Raw genomic sequence first — 17673 nt, 5'->3', positions numbered from 1 at the left:
AGAATAAATCTGTGCTAGACCTCAAATTAATCCGAGAAAACCCGCAAGCCGTGCAAGAAAGCCTCAACCTGCGCGGAGGTAACTATGAAATAGAGCCGATTTTGCAATTAGACAAACAGCAGCGGGAGTTGGAAGGCAAGCGATCGCAACTACAAGCCCGCAGCAACGAAATTGCCAAACTTATAGGTCAAAAAAGAAAATCGGGTTTACCCCTCGAATCTCCCGAAATTCAGGAACTGCAAGCAGAAGGCAACGCAGTCGGCACCGAGTCGAACGAACTGCAAGCACAGGAAAAAGACCTAAAAGCTCAAATAGAAGCTTTATTGCTACCGCTGCCAAACTTGCCAGGTTCCTCAACGCCGATCGGCAAAAATGAAGAAGAAAACGTCGAAATCCGGCGCTGGGGAGACGAATATATTCCCCACAATTCCGGTATTTTACCGCACTGGGAAATCGGCGAAAAATTAGGAATTCTCAACTTTGAGCGGGCCGTAAAAATCGCTCAGCCCCGCTTTGTGAGCTTAATTGGAGCTGGTGCAGCCCTGGAAAGAGCGATTATTCAATTCATGCTCGACCGCCACACAAAAGCCGGTTATGTAGAAGTAATTCCCCCATTTTTAGTTAACACTGAATCCCTCACCGCTACTGGTCAATTACCCAAATTTGCTGAAGAAAGTTTCAAGTGTGACCAAGATGATTTGTGGTTAATTCCTACTTCCGAAGTTCCGGTTGTCAATTTGTACAGAGGTGAAATTTTGACAGCAGAACAGTTGCCAATTTATCACTGTTCTTATACTCCTTGCTTTCGCCGCGAAGCTGGCAGTTACGGCAAAGATACGAGGGGATTAATTCGACTGCACCAATTTAATAAAGTTGAATTGGTAAAACTCGTGCATCCGAGTACCTCCGAGGCAGAGCACGAAAAGTTAGTACAGGATGCTGAGGGAGTTTTACAGGCGCTGAAATTGCCTTATCGGGCGATCACATTGTGTACGGGTGACTTAGGTTTCGCGGCCGCAAAAACCTACGATTTAGAGGTGTGGCTGCCATCTGCTGGCAAATACCGCGAGATTTCCAGTTGTTCCAACGTCGCAGATTTTCAGGCGCGGCGGGCAAATATTCGCTTTAAAGAAGCGGGGAAAAAAGGCACTCAATTCGTTCACGCCCTCAACGGTTCCGGTTTAGCTGTGGGCCGCACAATGGCGGCAATTTTGGAGAATTACCAGCAGCCAGACGGAACTGTAAAAGTGCCGGAAGCCTTACAACCCTATTTGGGACGGGAAGTTTTATAAACAAGATGATTCGGCGATTAACTGGTAGCCCAGGCTCTGCCTGGGAACCGATGTACAGAGGCTCTGCCTCGCTTGCTTGCGAAAATTGCAGGCAGAGCCTGTGGATCTCCGTTACCAGGCTCTGCCTGGTAACGAGTAACGAGTAAAACTCTTGTGGTGTAGGCATCCTGCCTGCCCTTGGCTGGCTATTTACCAGATGTCTATTACAGTTGGAGCAACGCTTCTTTGATATTTAATGCTAAAAATCTATCCAATGCTAGATACATCCAATAAACAGATAACTGACTATCGCTGCTAGTCTTCTGAAATCCCAAAGCCAGGGACTGTTTTTCGTACATGGGGTGAATCATCAGGGTGTACAAGTCGCAAAGATTGGGAAAATCTGTTTGCATTTCGCCTAAAACTTTTTGTGCGTCTTCGAGAAAAGCAATGCGGTATTCTGACAAATACTGCGGATCGATCATCCAACTGCGGACAAATACTGACTGGCAGTTTATATCTGCTGGTAGCGCCATCTTGAAAGGATCGATATCGGAAATAGAACTTAAATGAAGCCCTTTACTAGCAGCATTAAAAAAATTTACTTCAGATTCGCTAGCTGTGGGATAAAGTAAGTAAAATCCGACTGGATTGAGATTATCTGAGCGGCGCAAAACTCGCATTCCCTTTGAGTATTGATCGGCAAAAAGCCGGAGGATTTTAGCAATTTTGTGGGGAACGGCGTTAGTATTGCGGTTCATCCAGTTGTAATTGGTGGCTAATAAATTGGCAACGGGAATCGCGTCGCACCGAGGGTTGAAGTCATCTAATTGGAGTTGTACTGGCTTTTGAGGTTCGGCGGTATCTAAAATTTCTGAAACTGGTTGAATTTGAATTGCCGTAGCGTTACCATCAAAGTGTTTTGCGATTAATCCGAGTGCTGCTAATTTATCTAACATCATTCCGGCGGCGCGATCGCTCCCGCGATCGGAATCGGAGTAAAATAGTTCGGCGGCTTCCCGGTGAGTGCACTGCACTTCTGTTGCTGGCACTTCCAGTTTTGCCAGCGGTGGTTTGAGACGGGGCTGGCTTTCCTGAAGCTGTTTCACCGATAAGTAAACCCAAAGCCTGATAAAGCATTCAGCCCTAGTGCGAGTTACGCCTACTCGTTTCATCAACAGCGAAACAGCCGTGCGGCGTTGAGAAGGAGAATACCAAGTATCTAGTTTTGCAATATCCATTTCAGTCGGGAAGCTGCGAAGGAACTCTAGTTACATATTGGCTCAATTACATAAAACTTCACCCCGCTTCAGGTAACTTGTTGCCGCTGTTGCTCAACTTGCCTGATTTCCGGCGACTCTACAAGATAGCTGGTTTCTCCTTGCAAGTTCACTGCTTCACAAAGCACCATCAATTTTAGATATTTTCTGGCTTGATTTAACAAAGCAACGAACCTGAGTAAATTAGCAACTTTAGAGGTTTACCCCATGTACAGTGCTTATATCAATCGGATGGGAAAATTTTTGCCGGGAGAACCGATTAATAATGATGAGATGGAAGAATATCTCGGCAAAGTTGCCTCGCGCCCTTCGAGAGTCAGGCAGCGAATTCTCAACAGCAACGGCATTCAACAGCGCTACTACGCGATCGACAAACAGCAGCAAACACTATATTCTAACAGCCAAATGGCAGCGTTTGCCGTCCGTGACGCGATCGCCCAGGCAAATCTGGAACCAGGGGCGATCGACTTACTGGCCTGCGCTACTACTTTACCAGATTTATTAGTACCGGGATTTGCCAGCACAGTACACGGGGAACTTTCCGAATTCTCTCCCCTAGAAATAGTTTCAACTCAAGGAGTTTGCTGTGCCGGAGTTAGTGCTTTAAATTACGCCGTCTCTCAAATCGAACTCGGCAAAAAACAAACAGCAATTGCCGTCGCTTCCGAATTTCCCTCGCGCCTGTTCAAAAACACCAAATTTGAAACAGAGACTTCAGTGCAAGCGGGAAAACCCCTGCCTTTCGATACAGAATTTCTGCGCTGGATGCTCTCCGACGGTGCCGGAGCATTCTTGCTCCAAAACCATCCTAGCGCAACAGGAATTAGTTTAAAAATAGAATGGATTGAACTCGTTTCTCACGCCAATGCTTATCCTGTTTGTATGTATTCAGGATTAGCCAACGAAACATCAACTAAAAGCTGGTTGGATTATTCCTCCTACCTCGATGCAGCCACAGCGGGAGCTTTTGACTTGCGGCAAAATATTCGCTTGCTGGACAATGTAATGAAATTAGGCGTTGAAGGTTGGCTGCGGTTGATTAAAGCCGGGAGAGTTTGTCCGCAGGAAATCGACTGGCTGCTGTGCCACTATTCGTCTCACTTTTTCCGGGGGCAAATTGTAGAACTTCTGGAACAAGCAGGCTGCATGATTCCTGAAGAAAAATGGTTTACTAACTTATACACACGGGGAAATACAGGCTGTGCCTCGATTTATTTAATGTTAGAGGAATTGTTCAATTCGGGTAAGTTGCAGCCGGGACAGAAAATCTTTTGTTTTGTCCCGGAAAGCGGGCGCTTTACCACGGCATATATGATGTTAACTGCTGTGGAAAATACCCATAAGCTTATGAGTTCTGCAATTTCTAACTTTCATGAGGTTCCCGAAGCTTCGCCTCTCGAAAGCGTTAAACCCGAACACCCCAACTCTCCGCAAGCTTATTTGTTGCGCGAGTTAGCATGGATTTGGCTGAAGTTCGATCGCGAAATTCGTTCTGTTCCTATTGTCCGCAAATTGTACCGAGGAGAGTTTACAATAGAAGATTATCAAGCTTTGCTGTGCAATCTCCGGCCGCAAGTTGTAGAGGGAGCTCGCTGGATTGCTCGCGCTGCTTCTAACATGAGTGACTTTCGACTGCGATCGACTTTTATCGGCCACGCCCAAGACGAACACCGCGACTATCAAATGCTAGAACAAAATTATGTTTCTGTGGGCGGTGAATTGGCAAAGATTGTGGAATATGATAAGAATATTGGCAGCGAAGCACTATCAGCTTTTATTTTCCACCAAGCATCGCGGGACAATCCAGTCGATTTAATTGGCAGTATGTTTATTATCGAAGGATTGGGAAATCAGTTGGCGGGAAAGTGGGCAAAACAGATTCAAGAAACTCTCGGTTTGCACTCCGAACAAGTATCGTTTTTAGCGTACCACGGAGCTAATGACGAGTCGCATTTAGCCAAACTGGAAAATTTGATTAATGCCGAATGGATGACAGATGATATTGCCCGCCGCATTGTTAAAACTGCTCGCGTCACTGCTCGTTTATATTTGCTGCAATTGGAGGAAATTCGCTAATGCAAAAGCTGCAAAAACAAGATACCGAAAATCTCCCAGATGAGCGAAAAATCCCTTACGCTACCAAACCCTATAACCGCCGAGATCCGAATGTTTGGGATGTGCTGTTTTGCGATCGATCTATTCCCGTCGATTTAGTGGCAAAAGCATATATGATCCGGGATTTGCAAAACTGGACTCGCAGTTATTTGCTGATTCCGATAAAAGTAATTGCTAACTTGTTGCTGGCGGTAATTATGACAACAAAGCGTTTGTTGCCATTTCAATTCCGCGCTTACACTTTAATGCACAAATCGGCTGCATTTTTCCTAAATAATTTTGTATCGCCAGAAGCTTGTTATTTAATTGTCCGACACATCTGCATCGGCTCCAATATTATCAACTTCTTGATTGACAACGGCCCCGATACCCAGATTGAAAAGTCAAAGCTTTATCCGCACACTGTTAGCGATTTAGCTGACAATGCGTTTCTCGAACACGACTTAATTCTCTATAACTTTGTCTGGGATTACAACCAGGCAATGCTGACCAATCCTAACTGGTTGCAAGTCGTCAAAAAACGGGGAATAAATTATGATAGTATTCAACCAGTAGAAGTTGCCATAGATTTTGAAAAACGCAGATGGCTAAACATTCTGGATTTAGAATCTGCGATCGAATTGTTTAAAGTATTTTATTCTCTGTGTTTGACTAGCGACGAATTTGCGCGAGCAGTGATGTCGCTTCAGTTAGATGAAAACTTCGGAGTGTACGTCAGCGAGATTACCGGAAATTGCGACTGGAATCATGTAATTGTCAATCGCCATCCGCTAGCGCCCAACAGTCCGTTTAATGCGGCACGCGACTTGTTTTTGCACGGAATAATTGCGGAATATCTCTATCGGTATTTGGAACTGCAAAAAGAGATGATAAATGTTTCAAAGTAAGGTGCTTAGGTATGTGAAACATAAGCACCTTACGAATATAAGTAGCGCGTGCAGTAACTTTTTGCGTAAGTCCTGCAGTTTGAAAGAATCGTTAATTTTCAGGTATAAAATTAATAGTAAAACTCAAGCTGCTACTAGCTGTGCTTGTTCTGCTGCTTGGGGCAAAGTCTGATTTACCACTATCCACTTGCCTGTAATTGGGTCGCGGTAAGTAATAAACGGATTAGATTTTAAAGGTTGACTGCAAGGTTTAGCGCTCATTTCTACACACTCCCCATAAATGGTATTGAATAACTTCTACAACACCATACCTTTAATAATCGGCTGTTTTGTCTAAAATCAGCGTGATTTATACCTCAACAATAGGTGATATTTTAGGTATGTTTTGGTGACATAGAACACTGCCTAATGTGATTTAAAACTGCGTTGGCAGTGAGCAGTATCACCAAAAACCTTCCGTAACAAACATTTGCCTTCTGGCTTTTACCTTCTACCTTTAAGAGGGCCACTATTTTCAGTATACATCTGATATTATTAAGTAAGGTAAAGACGTTGATCAGAGATCCCCTTACAAACTTATGGTGCTATTTGGATTTGGCAAAAAGTCGAGCCTGCCCTCTCCCCAAGAGGCATTACCGGGACGGGCAGAGTCGATGTCGGTACCGGCAACTCACTTTGTTAACGGCAATCCGCTCAAACCTCCCTTTCCAAACGGCATGGAGACTGCGTTGTTTGGCCTGGGCTGTTTTTGGGGAGCGGAACGCAAATTTTGGCAACAAAATGGAGTTTTTTCGACTGCTGTTGGCTACGCAGCCGGGATTACTCCGAATCCTACTTACAACGAAGTTTGTAGCGGGATGACGGGACACAATGAAGTAGTTCTGGTTGTGTTCGATCCGAAAGTAATTAGTTACGAAACGCTGCTCAAAGTTTTTTGGGAAAGTCACAATCCTACTCAAGGAATGCGTCAGGGCAATGATTCTGGTACTCAGTATCGATCGGGCATTTACACGTATTCAGCCAGCCAAATGCAGTTAGCTGAAGCTTCGCGAGATGCTTACCAGCAGGCTTTGACGGCGGCCGGTTACGGCAAGATTACTACTGAAATTATTGATGCTCCTGAGTTTTATTACGCAGAAAGCTATCATCAGCAGTATCTTGCTAAAAACCCGAACGGTTATTGCGGTTTGGGCGGTACTAAGGTTTGTTTGCCTGCTATGTCTCAGGCTTAAAACTTTGACAAGGGGTATTTTGAGGCGGTTGCAATACTCCGGCAGTCCGGCAGGGGTTTAAACCCCTGCCTCAAAGCTTAAGTCGTCTTCAGACGACTGAAAGGTTATTGAGATGGTAAAAGGGATTAGTTGAAAGCAGGTAAAATAATGCTGGCTGGTGTGGTAATTATCAATTTAATGATATCTCTGGTCTGTTTTTATATCGCTGCGAAAGTGTGGAAAATCAGGCGGACGATCGCACGTTTGGAACTTCGGATCGCAGCAATCGAACGCTGTAGCAGCAATGTCCTCACTATGTCGCCGGCTTTCCTTGGTAAAAGGCAGCAAGGTACCCACCAACTGCGACTACGTTATCAACAACTAGAGTTGCAACTGCAACAGGTTCAGCAACTTTTGGGATTGCTGGGTTTGGGACGGATGCTTTGGTCCAGGCGCGATCGACCTTTCAGGTAAGCTATCCTAAAATTGCCGCCCGTGCTGACTCCGTAGGATTTTCAACAATATTTCTACCTTTGTAAAGGGCTGCGATCGGGCAAACGCCCCTAAAATTGGTGTATGGAGAGAAGTTATACAAATGTCAACTAAACGTTCAGGATTCTTTATTGGCGGTTTGCTTGTGGGTTCTGCGATCGGGGCAGTGACTGGCTTGCTGATAGCACCGCGACCCGGCAAGGAGACGCGGCAGATATTGAAAAAATCGGCCGATGCTTTGCCCGAGTTGGCGGAAGATTTATCGACTAGCGTGCAGTTGCAGGCCGATCGACTTTCTGAAACTGCAATCCGAAATTGGGACGAAACTTTGATTAGACTCAAAGAGGCGATAGCGGCGGGTTTGGAAGCGACTCAGCGGGAACGGCAAACACTGTCGGAAGCTGAAACTGAAGTGAGTCCCCCGTCGCGCCCTCCCATCCGCTAAATGGCATGAAATTCTCAACCCCCAATCCCAGATTCAAGTGAGTGATCCCATATTTTGGCTAGGACTTTCAATTTTGCTAGTAGCAGTTAGCCTGACTGCTGTTTTAGTGACTTTAATACCTGCGGTGCAAGCGCTGGCACGCGCAGCCCGCAGCGTGGAAAAGCTCGCTGACACGCTTTCTCGCGAATTTCCGCCCACTTTGGAGGCGATTCGGTTGACGGGGCTGGAAATTAGCGAGTTGACGGATGATGTCAGCGAGGGAGTGCAAAGTGCGGGCGAGGTTGTCAAACAGGTCGATCGAAGTATTGGTAGCGCCAAAAAGCAGGCGCAAAATGTGCAGGTAACTACTCGCAGCGTGGTGACTGGGATTAAGGCTGCTTGGAAAACTTTAACTCGCAAGCCACCGATGTCTGGGACAAATCGCCGTTCGACAGAGAGATTGTCGCCGAGTCAAAGAAGTGCGCTGGCGCTGAGGGAGTCGGGTTTGGAGGACAGATATTCTGGGGGTTACGGTGCCGGTGCGAGTAATGGGGAATCGCCCAGGTTGAGGAGTAGCGAGGGTTCGGGTTTGCCGGGGAATGCTGAAGAGTTTGAGGAAGTGCGATCAAACGATTCTTGATTGCACCCAATTCCCGATCATCCCTCGACAGCACAGCCATCCCACCAGCAAGGATTCTTATCAATAAAATCCATCAAAGCATCATACTTAGGCGAACCCTTTTGTTCCACATACTCCAAAGCGCCCCAACTTCCCCACTTACTAAATGAACTCACATCCACAAAGTGCATGAAAAGACTCCCTCCAGCTTGTTTCCAACTATTCAGTAATTGGGTGTAGATATCATACATTTCTGGACGCCTATTTAATTCCATAAAAAACTGAGTCAGTTTTTCGTTATTCTCAACTCCTTCAATACCTACAATATGTTGACCGCCCTCGTAAACAAATAACTTGAGACCTTTTTTTTGAGCCACATCTAAGAAATACTTAAAGTCATTCTCAACATCGGGCAAACTATCTTTGAACCCCGGCAGTAACCCGCCCTCTCTTAATTGCTTAAAAGCTTTGCCAAATCCGCCATCTGCGTCATTCAACCAAGACTCTACTGTACTAACACTTTCTTTCCCGCCCAAGTTTCCGCTAAAATATCCCGCTATAGCTACGGCATCAATCCCGTGTTGATAACAAGGTTTATTGCCCTCAGCTACCCAATAGGAACACTCTAAAGAATAAGTTTCTAACTCTCTCCAGGCTCTTTGAGTTCCTAACACGCAGACAACTCGATTCTTTTGATCCCCAAAAACACCTTTCCAGATATCGCACATTTGAGCCGTACGCATTCCGTACCATTGCATAAAAGCATCGCCTTTATCTCCCCACTTCGCTTTACCTTGTTCCAAAGCATAATTCGATTGTGGAAATGACCAATTCCAAACCTCATTAGAATACTCTACATAAACTTTCAGCTTGGGATCTAAACTATCTTTGACCATTTTAGCAAAGTTAGTCATATATTCATCCGTAGCCTGATGTGGCATATTAAACCAGGGTTCTTCTTGGACTTTGTTAGCTAAATTCACCATAACTTCTATGGGAACATTTCCTCTGTCAGCATAGGATACACTCTCTGGTTTAGGCCGGTTTGACCAGTCTTTTTGTTCGGAACCATTTGTCCCCATCCAGTCCATAAAACGCAAGACTCTAAATTTTTTAATCTTGTCTATAAACAGCGGATTAAATATTTCACCACGTTGAAAAAGCTGTTCATCTTGGGAGTGAACAACTTTAATATTGCGGATATACTTCCCTGTTTTATTGGGGTCGGTAGCAGTAATTATAATCATGATGCCTCCGCCTTGTGTGGCATCGACATTAAGGATATCTCTCCCAGGTTTCGACGCAGCCTCATCTTTTTTGGCATCAAAGCCATATTCGATCGCACCTTCACCCTCATAAGTAACAATATATTGCCCTGAAGGATAGCGATTGGGGATTTCCCTCAGTAATAGCGTACTTACCCTGGTATATTTAGGAGCATCTTCGGGGGATGGGAGAGACTTCACCCACCCATTTTCATCAAGATTTAAAAGATTATACTCCTCTGTATCCCATTCACCTTTACAGCTTGGTTCTCCGCTAACGCATTGAGTTATCCATTGTCTAGAAGATTTGAAAGCATCTAAAAAGGGTAATTGTGTGGAGTAGTCAGCAATACCATTAAGCCCAACTCCTAAAGAAGAGCGAGAATTTGATGTATTTTGTACATCTGCACGCACCGCTACTTTGTTATCTACTTGCCGTACTGGTGTGGGAGCAATATTAGTTGTTAAAGCCCAACATCCGGGAATAAAAATGACAAAAATTAATAAACCCACCACAAAGCCCAGAGCTTTGTTGTTCGATCGGATACTTAATCGAGACATAAATTTGACTAATTTGATTATTTTAGGTAAAATCGCAACGGGTGCGACCAGTTTTAATTTTGATATTTTATCAAAAAGTTCCTTCTCAAACTATCAGCTATAAGATTATTAACATTTTTGCCTCTCTGTGCAGGGGCGAGCGCCGTTTCTGTCCCCAAGTGGGATCGCCCATCTAATCCTCTTTATCCAAATCTTCTTTTTTCCGAGTTTCCTCAGTAGATGGGAATTCTAGTCGAATGTTAATATCAATTGATATTGTATTTTTCTCAATCACACCTATACAAACTCTTTTTACTAATGCTTCTGTGGGTACAGAATTATTTATTTTAAATTCAGGAGAAGGCAGAGTTTTCGATCCGGCTTCCTGTAGCTGATCGCAAATATTGCGCCAATTTCCTACAGGTTCGTTAGGTACATCTGCGAGTTTTTTAACATAGTGGTATAAAGTTTTACATAAATAAAATTCTGCACTTTTGGAACTCTGAAACAGTTGGCGAGCGATTTCGGCGGGACTGCAACCGGAAAGCAATCCTCGGAGGTAAAGTTTTTCTGTTTCTGTTAGTACCCTTCGCGATCTCATAATTGTAAAGTGCTGACAACAAATTACAACGGAGACCATAACAGCGGCGACGATTTCGATCGGGTTCCCACCTGCAATTTTTAGCTGGGCTGCCCAGGTGAGATGCTCCCCACTCTGCTCCCATTAAGCAATTTTTTTATAGCCTAACTAAAATTAGTTGGCAAGAGGTATATTCAAAAAATAGCCAAAAATATTTGGATAAAATTCAAAAATTTGCTCTATTGATAACTGATGAATCAATCAAATATGAGGCATTGAAACATCTAGCTCAAAAAAATCCTGGAAGCTAAAAAATACGATCGAGTTGTTCAGATTGCTACAATTCTAGGGCGAGAGCGAGTCAGAGTTACTTCTTGGGGGTTTATTGTTGCTCCCGATTGGTAAAGCTAGTACGGGACTAAATTAACAACTCATTCTCTTTGTCTCTCGCCCCTGCCCATCTCTGGATCAGGGCGATCGCCGCCGATCCCCCAGCATCTCGCATTCTCCTCAATTCATACTTTATGCGGATGAAAACGCTGACCCCAATTTGAGAAACTGAGAAGTGGCGTTACCCTTTTTTTAGCGATGGCAAACCGAGTTTTGATTGTCGGCGGTCGGGGACGAATTGGCAGCAGCGTTGCCCAAGACCTTGTTACCCATACCGACGCGGAAATTACTGTTACCGGACGCAATTCTGAAGCCTCTATTGGGCGGGGATTGCCGCCGGATCGGGTGCATTTCCAAACTTTAGATTTAGCAGACAGTGCAGCCCTGCACCAAGCGGTTTCATCCTCTAATCTCGTCGTTCACTGTGCCGGGCCTTTTCACTACCGAGACGCCAGTGTATTGAAAACTTGCATAGAAGCAGGTGTTAATTATACTGATGTCAGCGACAGCCGCAGTTTTACTCGCAGGGCTTTAGAATTGCGCGAAACTGCTAAAAATGCTGGGATAACGGCTATTATTAATACGGGAATTTTTCCCGGTGTGTCTAATAGCATGGTGCGGCGAGATGTGGAACAATTAGATGAAGCAGAACACATCCATTTGAGTTATGTTGTCGGAGGTTCGGGCGGCGCTGGCGTTACCGTCATGAGAACCACTTTTTTAGGTTTGCAAACCCCTTTTGACGTTTGGGCCGATCGCAAGTGGCAGCAAGTAAAACCCTACAGCGATCGCGAAACAATTGAATTTCCCGCACCCTACGGCAACACAGGGGTTTACTGGTTCGATATGCCGGAAGCAATCACTTTGCCCGAAACTTTCCCCGTCAAATCAGTTGTGACTAAATTCGGTACGTCTCCCGACCTTTACAATCACCTTACCTGGTTTGTTGCCAAGTATTGGCCGGCTAGCTGGCTCAAAAATAACTCCGTGATTGAATTTCTCTCCTATGTCAGTTATGGGATGACCAGTGTTACTAATAGTTTTAGTGGGGTTGGTGTGGCAGTGCGATCGCAAGTGACTGGTCTCAAAAACGGCAAACCGACTAAAGTTTGCTCGACAGCGGTACACCCCAGTGCTGCCGTCGCTACGGGCATCGGTACTGGCAGCATAGCTCAATTAATGTTAGAAGGTAAACTGGAAAAACCTGGCGTTTGGTCGGTAGAGCAAGCTCTTTCTACTGAGCTATTTGAACGAGCTATGCAGAACAGAAACCTAGAGATAGAGCAGGTGGTTTTGTAGTGAGTTAGGTTATTTATAGCAATTTAAAATGTTGAGAAATGGAATTTTTTCCAGAAGGGCGAAGACGCGAAAGACGCGCCGCAAAAGAAGAGTCAGGGGCTTCGTAATAGATGAGAAAACCCCTAGATAGGGTTCCTCGCAGGAATTGCGATCGCCGCTCATAGGAGATGAGTTCCGCTTGTATAACTAATCTATCTTTTGGTAGAAGGAATAGTAACAAGCAGGCGCTTAAGATATGGGATGTCACGAGAAACATCCCTTTTGCCTCGCTCTAGATGCGGTAGCTGCGACAAAGATTGCGCTTGAACCAAGGTTGTCAATGTGCGATCGCAGTGAAGGGGCGACAAACACCATAATTTTTGCGGAAAAATACGAGGAGAAGTTGATATGAAGCGGGTTTTAAAAGCTCTCGGAAAAACATTGAGCCAAAGCATTTTGCTGGTCTGTACCCTGGCGTTCATGGGTCTGCTAAGTCTAGCGGTAGTACCCAGTCAGACTGCTTACGCAGGTCAAGATAGAACTCAGGCGCCGCCAGAAGCTAAAATTACTGACCCCGCAGAAAGTTTCGAGGATCTCAATCCCCAAGCAGCTTACGAAGAAATAGTCAAAACCTCTCAAAATCCTGCCAAGGTCGAGAAAGCTTACGACGAAAGCTTAAAAGAGTACAAGGGAGAACACCCGCAAGAAGGAATAGTTCAAAAAGCTGAAGATTTGATCGAAAAGGTCACGGGCAACTAATAAATCAAGAGATTTATGTATAACTCAAGTTGCTGGTAAATAAACAGCTTCAGTGAGTACACAATAAAGCCGATCTCAGAACTCAATTGAACATAATGATTTAGGGTGCGCCTCGGCGCACCTTATCGCTTGAGAGTAGTGTGTAAAACTACTTTTTGATTGGAGAAGTATTTTCTCATTTCCCTCCTTTGGAAGCTAGCAGATTCATCCTTAAGGCAGATGAATAGATATGAATTTAAAAGGTAAATTTAATAATAGTTACATTTAGATAAAAGGAAAAAATATCATGAGCGATGACAAAAAAACGGTACATGAACCTGATGCTAACCTCGACCCGCTTTCGGGGGAAACAGGGGCTCATCCAGTGGCAACGGGTATTGGTGCGGCGAGTGCCGGTGCTGCGGGTGCTGCGATCGGCGGTGCCATCGGCGGGCCTGTAGGAGCAGTTGTCGGCGCTGTTGTGGGTTCGTTTAGCGGCGGTTTGGTGGGCAAAGGTGTGGGCGAGGCGATCGACCCCACGGTAGAAGATGCTTACTGGCAAAGCAACTATAGTTCCCGTCCTTACGTGGACACTAGCGCAACTTATGAAGACTATCAGCCTGCATACCGAACCGGTTATGAGGGATACAGTCGCTATGGCGCTACTGGTAAGAAATTCAACGAGATCGAACCGGATTTGCAGCGCGACTACGAAACAAATCGCGGTAAGTCTAAAGTGAGTTGGGAAAAAGCTAAGCACGCCACGCGCGACGCTTGGGATCGGGTGGAACGGGCTGTTCCTGGCGACATTGACAAAGACGGCCGCTAAGGGCTTACGCCAAGTATTTCTCAGTCTTGGAGACACACAAACTCAAATGTTCCGGTTATTTTTAGCCGGGTACCGGAATGGAGAGAAGTGTTTGATCAAAAAAAAAACCGGCTGCTGCGTCTTGGACTGTTGTTGATAGATAGCACAGTTTTTAACGCGAGTTTAGCGAAGTTTTTGGGGATTTTCAGCCCCTCTCTACATCGGAGAGGGTATTTTTATGATCCCTTGAAATCCCATTTTTCAGCACTATTTTTATTTCACAGGACTGTTCGCTGTGAGAACTCGCTAGATACGTAGAGGCTTTGCTGTGCGGGACGATCGCACTCCTAAAAAATGCTTTTTACAAAATCGGGATGCTTCCGTTTGAGATTAACATTTTTTTTTGACTATTAGCCTTAAAATTAAACTTATTCAGGACTGAGGCATCGATCGCATATTTCTGTCATTGTTCGCGATGCGCTTTATTCAATCGCAGCCCCAGCGTAAAGCGTTGGTTGCTTCAAGCCCGATAATTGTTAAAAATCTAAATCCTCTCATTCAAAATCGGTATAAATTGTGGATGAAATGTTGGAAAGAGCTTGGACACTCAAGCAAAATTTAATTGACTTTGTGCTGGATGCTGAGGGAGAGTTGGCGGTAGCTTTGGAAGCTTATGCTGCCGCTCGATCGACCGGCGAGCGCTACGATATTGCTCAGCAAAATCAAGTGATTGACAGTTTTACCATCGAAGGTAAAGTCGGAGAGAAAACGCCGATCGACCTCTTTGTCGAAAGTCAGCCGGATTTAACCGAGAGCGATCGTAGCTTGCTGGAAAGTTGGGAACACAGAAGCTTCACCGGCTTATTTGAAATCACTCAACTTTCCCCCGACAGGTTTGAACTGATGAACTGGCTGACGGCTAAGCACTACGTGGTCAAGCCCAACAGTCCTAATTTTCTTGCAGAAATGTCTCGCTTTAAGTTAGGAGAAATCTTGCGGGCTCGGATTGCTCCTCTCACCGATGACTGGTGGATACTATCGGGCCCTCCGATACCGATGGGGAAATTGGGCAAGCCGAAGTTGGCGGTGGCGATCGGCAATTTCAAGCAAAATCACAAAAATAACCTATACAGCGATGCGCCGGAATTGCTAGAGCAAGCTTGGCATTCGGTAGAACAGTACCACGAAGATTTTACCGAATTTTTTGGCAGTGAGGAAGTTACGCTATCGGGATATCACCTGAATAAACAGTTGGCTGAATTTCAGGAATTCATCACTAAAAAACGCCTAGCGGATATCGGCATTGATGAACATAAATCTCTGGCGGAGATCGTTGAAGATGCTGGAGTCGATGCAGAAGAAATTAAAGCAGCAGCTATAGCAGCAGCCGGTGCAGATCCGTCTTCAGTGGAGGTAGGGATCGATAGCGATCCTCACTCAAAAATGGTAATGCCGAAAGTTGAATTGCCCGATCGCTTCAAGAAAGCCGAACAGGTGACAGCACTTTCTCATCCTCGCTGGGGACAAAGCTTTTTGTCTACTTACACTCAATTTACTGCACTGCTAGCAGCCGAAGATTTTTCAACCGTTCCCGGTTACGAAAAGCTGGTGCGTAACTATCTAGAAGATCCTGCAATTAATGTCTGGATTTGGCAACGGTTAGCTAAAGTTAATCCAGCGAAATTAGAACAAATTTTGCAAACTGTATTGGAACGTAAAGACTTTCAGATTGAGCGCGATTTAGATGCTTTGCTGCAAGAGTTTAAAAAACCCTTAGAACCAGAACTCCCCGAAATTGCCAGCGTTCCCGTGCACCTGCACAACTTATTTCAGGAAGCTTTAGGCGAAGTTAATAAGTCAAAGTCTAAACCGCAGGATAAAAAGAAAAGCTCTAAAGGCTTTAAATCCTAAGCAACCGAGTTCGTGGCATACTCACAGCTAACTGTGAGTTTATTGCCCGGTAATATAACTCAAATAGCTTTGCAGTCAGGACTTTAGTTTTTCTTCAGCGCGATCGAAAGAACTGAAGTCCTCACTACAAAAACTTTTTTTTAATCTTCAACTTGTCGGACAGCCATGCGTTGCAGCGGCAGGCTGAGTATGCTAGAAGCAGTCAACAAGTAAGAAAGAACCGTAGTCAGCTTCAAACTGAGCAATAACCAGCTATCCTCTGGTAGGTGAAGTTTCAGCCCGAAAAAAGAGATGCAGTACACTATCCAGTAAGTAAAGCTCATCTTGATTAGGATTTCTTCGCTCAAAGTGCGATCGTCCGTTGGCTGCGAGTCACGATTATCACCCAGCAGGACTAGACCCGCAATAGATGCCACAAAAGAAACCATAACGAGATAGTCATGCCAGTTAAGCTCAACCATTTCTAAACTCCGCTTGTATCCGAATTTTTGGAATCAGACATCAGTCTAAAGGATAAGTTTTCCCGGTCAAAGCAATAGTTACAAATTGAAACAGCCGCAGTTACAAATCGCAATGAAAAGCAACCGCAACCGCCAGCAACAGGCGCGTTTAGTCAGCCGCCAAGGACAATTCCCCTTAAATATTGTCAAGTTGGGAGTACCGCGCCTGCATTTTGCCGACCTCTACCACAGGCTGCTAACTCTTTCTTGGCCGCGATTTTTCCTGCTGATTTGTCTGTCGTATACAGTCGCGAATTCTTTATTTGCCTTAGCATACTTGGCGGGAGGAGATTGCATTGCTAACGCGCGGCCCGGTTCTTTCCAAGATGCCTTTTTTTTCAGCGTGCAAACAATGGCGACGATCGGCTACGGTGCTATGTATCCGCGCACGGATTACGCTAATACTATAGTTGCGATCGAAGCGCTTTTTGGTTTGTGGGGAGTGGCGATGGTGACGGGACTGGCTTTTTCGAGATTTTCCAGACCAACAGCTAGAGTTATCTTCAGCCGGGTAGCTGTGATCGCTCCTTTCAACGGCGTTCCGACTCTGATGTACCGCACTGCAAATCAGCGTTTCAACCAAATTTTAGAAGCGCAGCAGCGAGCTACTTTGATCCGCAACGAGGTAACAGCGGAAGGAGAATTTATGCGGCGTTTTTACGATTTGCAATTAGTGCGAAGTCACTCTCCGGTTTTTGCCTTAACTTGGACGGTTATGCACGCAATTGAGGAGAGCAGTCCTTTGTACCAACTTACTGCCCAAGACTTGATGGAACAGCAAGCGGAAATTGTAATTACTTTAACAGGAATTGACGAAACAGTTTCGCAAACTATTCACGCGCGACATTCTTTTGTAGCCTCTGAAATTATGTGGAATATGCGATTTGTAGATATTCTTTTGAAATCGGCGACGGGAGGGCGGGTGGTTGATTATACTCGGTTTCACGATGTGAAGCCGGTGGAAGAAAAGTTGTGAGTATAATAGTGCTAGAATACCTCTAGGACGATAAAAGTTGATATTTATGACTTCAGTTACTACGAAGATGACACTCAAAGAATTGCAACCGCAACTCTTGGCTTTAACTCCCGAAGAAAAGGCTCAAGCTATACAATTCCTAGCCCAAAGTTTAAGCAACTTTTGGCCGGGAATTCAAAAGACTCCCGGTGTCATGGGCGGAGAAGCCTGTATCCGAAAAACTCGGATTCCTGTTTGGCTGTTGGTAAGTTATCGCCGTCAAAGTGCCACAGATGCTCATATTTTAGAAGGTCATCCCGATCTGAGTGCCGGTAAGGATTCAGGTCTAAATTTGAGGAATTAAAGATGGTTCTTGCAGATCTGGATTAACCATCGCTTTTATAGCTTG

General features: G+C 45.0%; 18 protein-coding genes. 13 read left to right on the top strand and 5 right to left on the bottom strand.

Going from position 1 to position 17673, the window contains the following annotated elements; all coding sequences use genetic code 11:
- Window positions 1-11 precede the first annotated feature (11 nt).
- On the top strand, window positions 12-1292 hold the full coding sequence (gene serS / locus QUA34_RS26025; protein WP_333328529.1) for a serine--tRNA ligase: 1281 nt from the start codon (window positions 12-14) through the stop codon (window positions 1290-1292).
- 203 nt (window positions 1293-1495) lie between these two features.
- Here the strand turns inward: serS and QUA34_RS26020 are convergent, their stop codons facing one another.
- Window positions 1496-2512: a hypothetical protein gene (locus QUA34_RS26020; RefSeq protein WP_333328526.1), complete on the bottom strand. Its 1017-nt coding sequence runs from the start codon at window positions 2510-2512 to the stop codon at window positions 1496-1498.
- A gap of 246 nt (window positions 2513-2758) precedes the next feature.
- On the opposite strand from QUA34_RS26020, the gene QUA34_RS26015 reads away from it, so the two are divergent.
- Together QUA34_RS26015 and QUA34_RS26010 are read left to right on the top strand one after the other, a co-directional pair.
- The gene (locus tag QUA34_RS26015) at window positions 2759-4627 is read left to right on the top strand and encodes a 3-oxoacyl-[acyl-carrier-protein] synthase III C-terminal domain-containing protein (RefSeq protein WP_333389975.1); all 1869 of its coding nucleotides are present in this window, start codon (window positions 2759-2761) and stop codon (window positions 4625-4627) included.
- Complete coding sequence (locus QUA34_RS26010) at window positions 4627-5553, top strand: DUF6999 family protein (RefSeq protein WP_333389974.1); 927 nt, start codon at window positions 4627-4629, stop codon at window positions 5551-5553. Before QUA34_RS26015 ends, QUA34_RS26010 begins: the two co-directional genes overlap by 1 nt.
- Window positions 5554-5676: 123 nt before the next feature.
- On the opposite strand, the gene QUA34_RS26005 is transcribed toward QUA34_RS26010, so the two are convergent.
- Window positions 5677-5814 carry a hypothetical protein gene (locus QUA34_RS26005; RefSeq protein WP_333328513.1) on the bottom strand — a complete coding sequence of 46 codons (138 nt, stop codon included), beginning with the start codon at window positions 5812-5814 and terminating at the stop codon, window positions 5677-5679.
- A gap of 317 nt (window positions 5815-6131) precedes the next feature.
- Between QUA34_RS26005 and msrA the strand changes: the two genes are divergently transcribed.
- The 4 genes from msrA to QUA34_RS25985 all read left to right on the top strand — a co-directional run bounded on the left by msrA (window position 6132) and on the right by QUA34_RS25985 (window position 8320).
- Window positions 6132-6785 carry a peptide-methionine (S)-S-oxide reductase MsrA gene (gene msrA, locus QUA34_RS26000; RefSeq protein ID WP_333328509.1) on the top strand — a complete coding sequence of 218 codons (654 nt, stop codon included), beginning with the start codon at window positions 6132-6134 and terminating at the stop codon, window positions 6783-6785.
- 129 nt (window positions 6786-6914) lie between these two features.
- Window positions 6915-7238, top strand: coding sequence for a hypothetical protein (locus QUA34_RS25995; RefSeq protein ID WP_333328506.1), 324 nt, complete (start codon window positions 6915-6917; stop codon window positions 7236-7238).
- Window positions 7239-7359: 121 nt separating this feature from the next.
- Window positions 7360-7701 carry a YtxH domain-containing protein gene (locus QUA34_RS25990; RefSeq protein ID WP_333328502.1) on the top strand — a complete coding sequence of 114 codons (342 nt, stop codon included), beginning with the start codon at window positions 7360-7362 and terminating at the stop codon, window positions 7699-7701.
- A gap of 37 nt (window positions 7702-7738) precedes the next feature.
- Window positions 7739-8320 (top strand): DUF948 domain-containing protein, encoded by a 582-nt coding sequence (locus QUA34_RS25985; RefSeq protein ID WP_333082968.1) that lies wholly within the window; start codon window positions 7739-7741, stop codon window positions 8318-8320.
- Window positions 8321-8337: 17 nt separating this feature from the next.
- Here the strand turns inward: QUA34_RS25985 and QUA34_RS25980 are convergent, their stop codons facing one another.
- Both QUA34_RS25980 and QUA34_RS25975 read right to left on the bottom strand, forming a co-directional pair.
- Window positions 8338-10125, bottom strand: a complete 1788-nt coding sequence (locus QUA34_RS25980; protein WP_333389971.1) for a cellulose-binding protein — start codon at window positions 10123-10125, stop codon at window positions 8338-8340.
- Between the two features lie 172 nt (window positions 10126-10297).
- On the bottom strand, window positions 10298-10705 hold the full coding sequence (locus QUA34_RS25975; protein ID WP_333389969.1) for a DNA-binding response regulator: 408 nt from the start codon (window positions 10703-10705) through the stop codon (window positions 10298-10300).
- Window positions 10706-11272: 567 nt separating this feature from the next.
- On the opposite strand from QUA34_RS25975, the gene QUA34_RS25970 reads away from it, so the two are divergent.
- From QUA34_RS25970 to QUA34_RS25955, 4 genes are all read left to right on the top strand, one after another.
- Window positions 11273-12373, top strand: a complete 1101-nt coding sequence (locus QUA34_RS25970) for a saccharopine dehydrogenase NADP-binding domain-containing protein (RefSeq protein WP_333328493.1) — start codon at window positions 11273-11275, stop codon at window positions 12371-12373.
- 387 nt (window positions 12374-12760) lie between these two features.
- Complete coding sequence (locus QUA34_RS25965; RefSeq protein ID WP_333328490.1) at window positions 12761-13111, top strand: hypothetical protein; 351 nt, start codon at window positions 12761-12763, stop codon at window positions 13109-13111.
- Between the two features lie 286 nt (window positions 13112-13397).
- Window positions 13398-13919 carry a hypothetical protein gene (locus QUA34_RS25960; protein WP_333389966.1) on the top strand — a complete coding sequence of 174 codons (522 nt, stop codon included), beginning with the start codon at window positions 13398-13400 and terminating at the stop codon, window positions 13917-13919.
- A 564-nt stretch (window positions 13920-14483) separates the two neighbouring features.
- Window positions 14484-15809, top strand: a complete 1326-nt coding sequence (locus QUA34_RS25955) for a hypothetical protein (RefSeq protein ID WP_445242850.1) — start codon at window positions 14484-14486, stop codon at window positions 15807-15809.
- A 140-nt stretch (window positions 15810-15949) separates the two neighbouring features.
- Here QUA34_RS25955 and QUA34_RS25950 read toward each other — a convergent pair whose 3' ends face one another.
- Window positions 15950-16270 carry a hypothetical protein gene (locus tag QUA34_RS25950; RefSeq protein WP_333328482.1) on the bottom strand — a complete coding sequence of 107 codons (321 nt, stop codon included), beginning with the start codon at window positions 16268-16270 and terminating at the stop codon, window positions 15950-15952.
- Between the two features lie 112 nt (window positions 16271-16382).
- On the opposite strand from QUA34_RS25950, the gene QUA34_RS25945 reads away from it, so the two are divergent.
- Together QUA34_RS25945 and QUA34_RS25940 are read left to right on the top strand one after the other, a co-directional pair.
- Window positions 16383-17285: an ion channel gene (locus QUA34_RS25945; RefSeq protein WP_333328479.1), complete on the top strand. Its 903-nt coding sequence runs from the start codon at window positions 16383-16385 to the stop codon at window positions 17283-17285.
- A 67-nt stretch (window positions 17286-17352) separates the two neighbouring features.
- On the top strand, window positions 17353-17628 hold the full coding sequence (locus QUA34_RS25940) for a DUF433 domain-containing protein (protein WP_333389990.1): 276 nt from the start codon (window positions 17353-17355) through the stop codon (window positions 17626-17628).
- Window positions 17629-17673 lie beyond the last annotated feature (45 nt).

The sequence above is a fragment of the Microcoleus sp. POL10_C6 genome (assembly GCF_036701585.1).
Taxonomy (GTDB): Bacteria; Cyanobacteriota; Cyanobacteriia; order Cyanobacteriales; family Microcoleaceae; genus Microcoleus.
The sequence above is the reverse complement of the archived record's forward strand: the minus strand, read 5'-3'. Positions and strand labels throughout refer to the sequence as shown.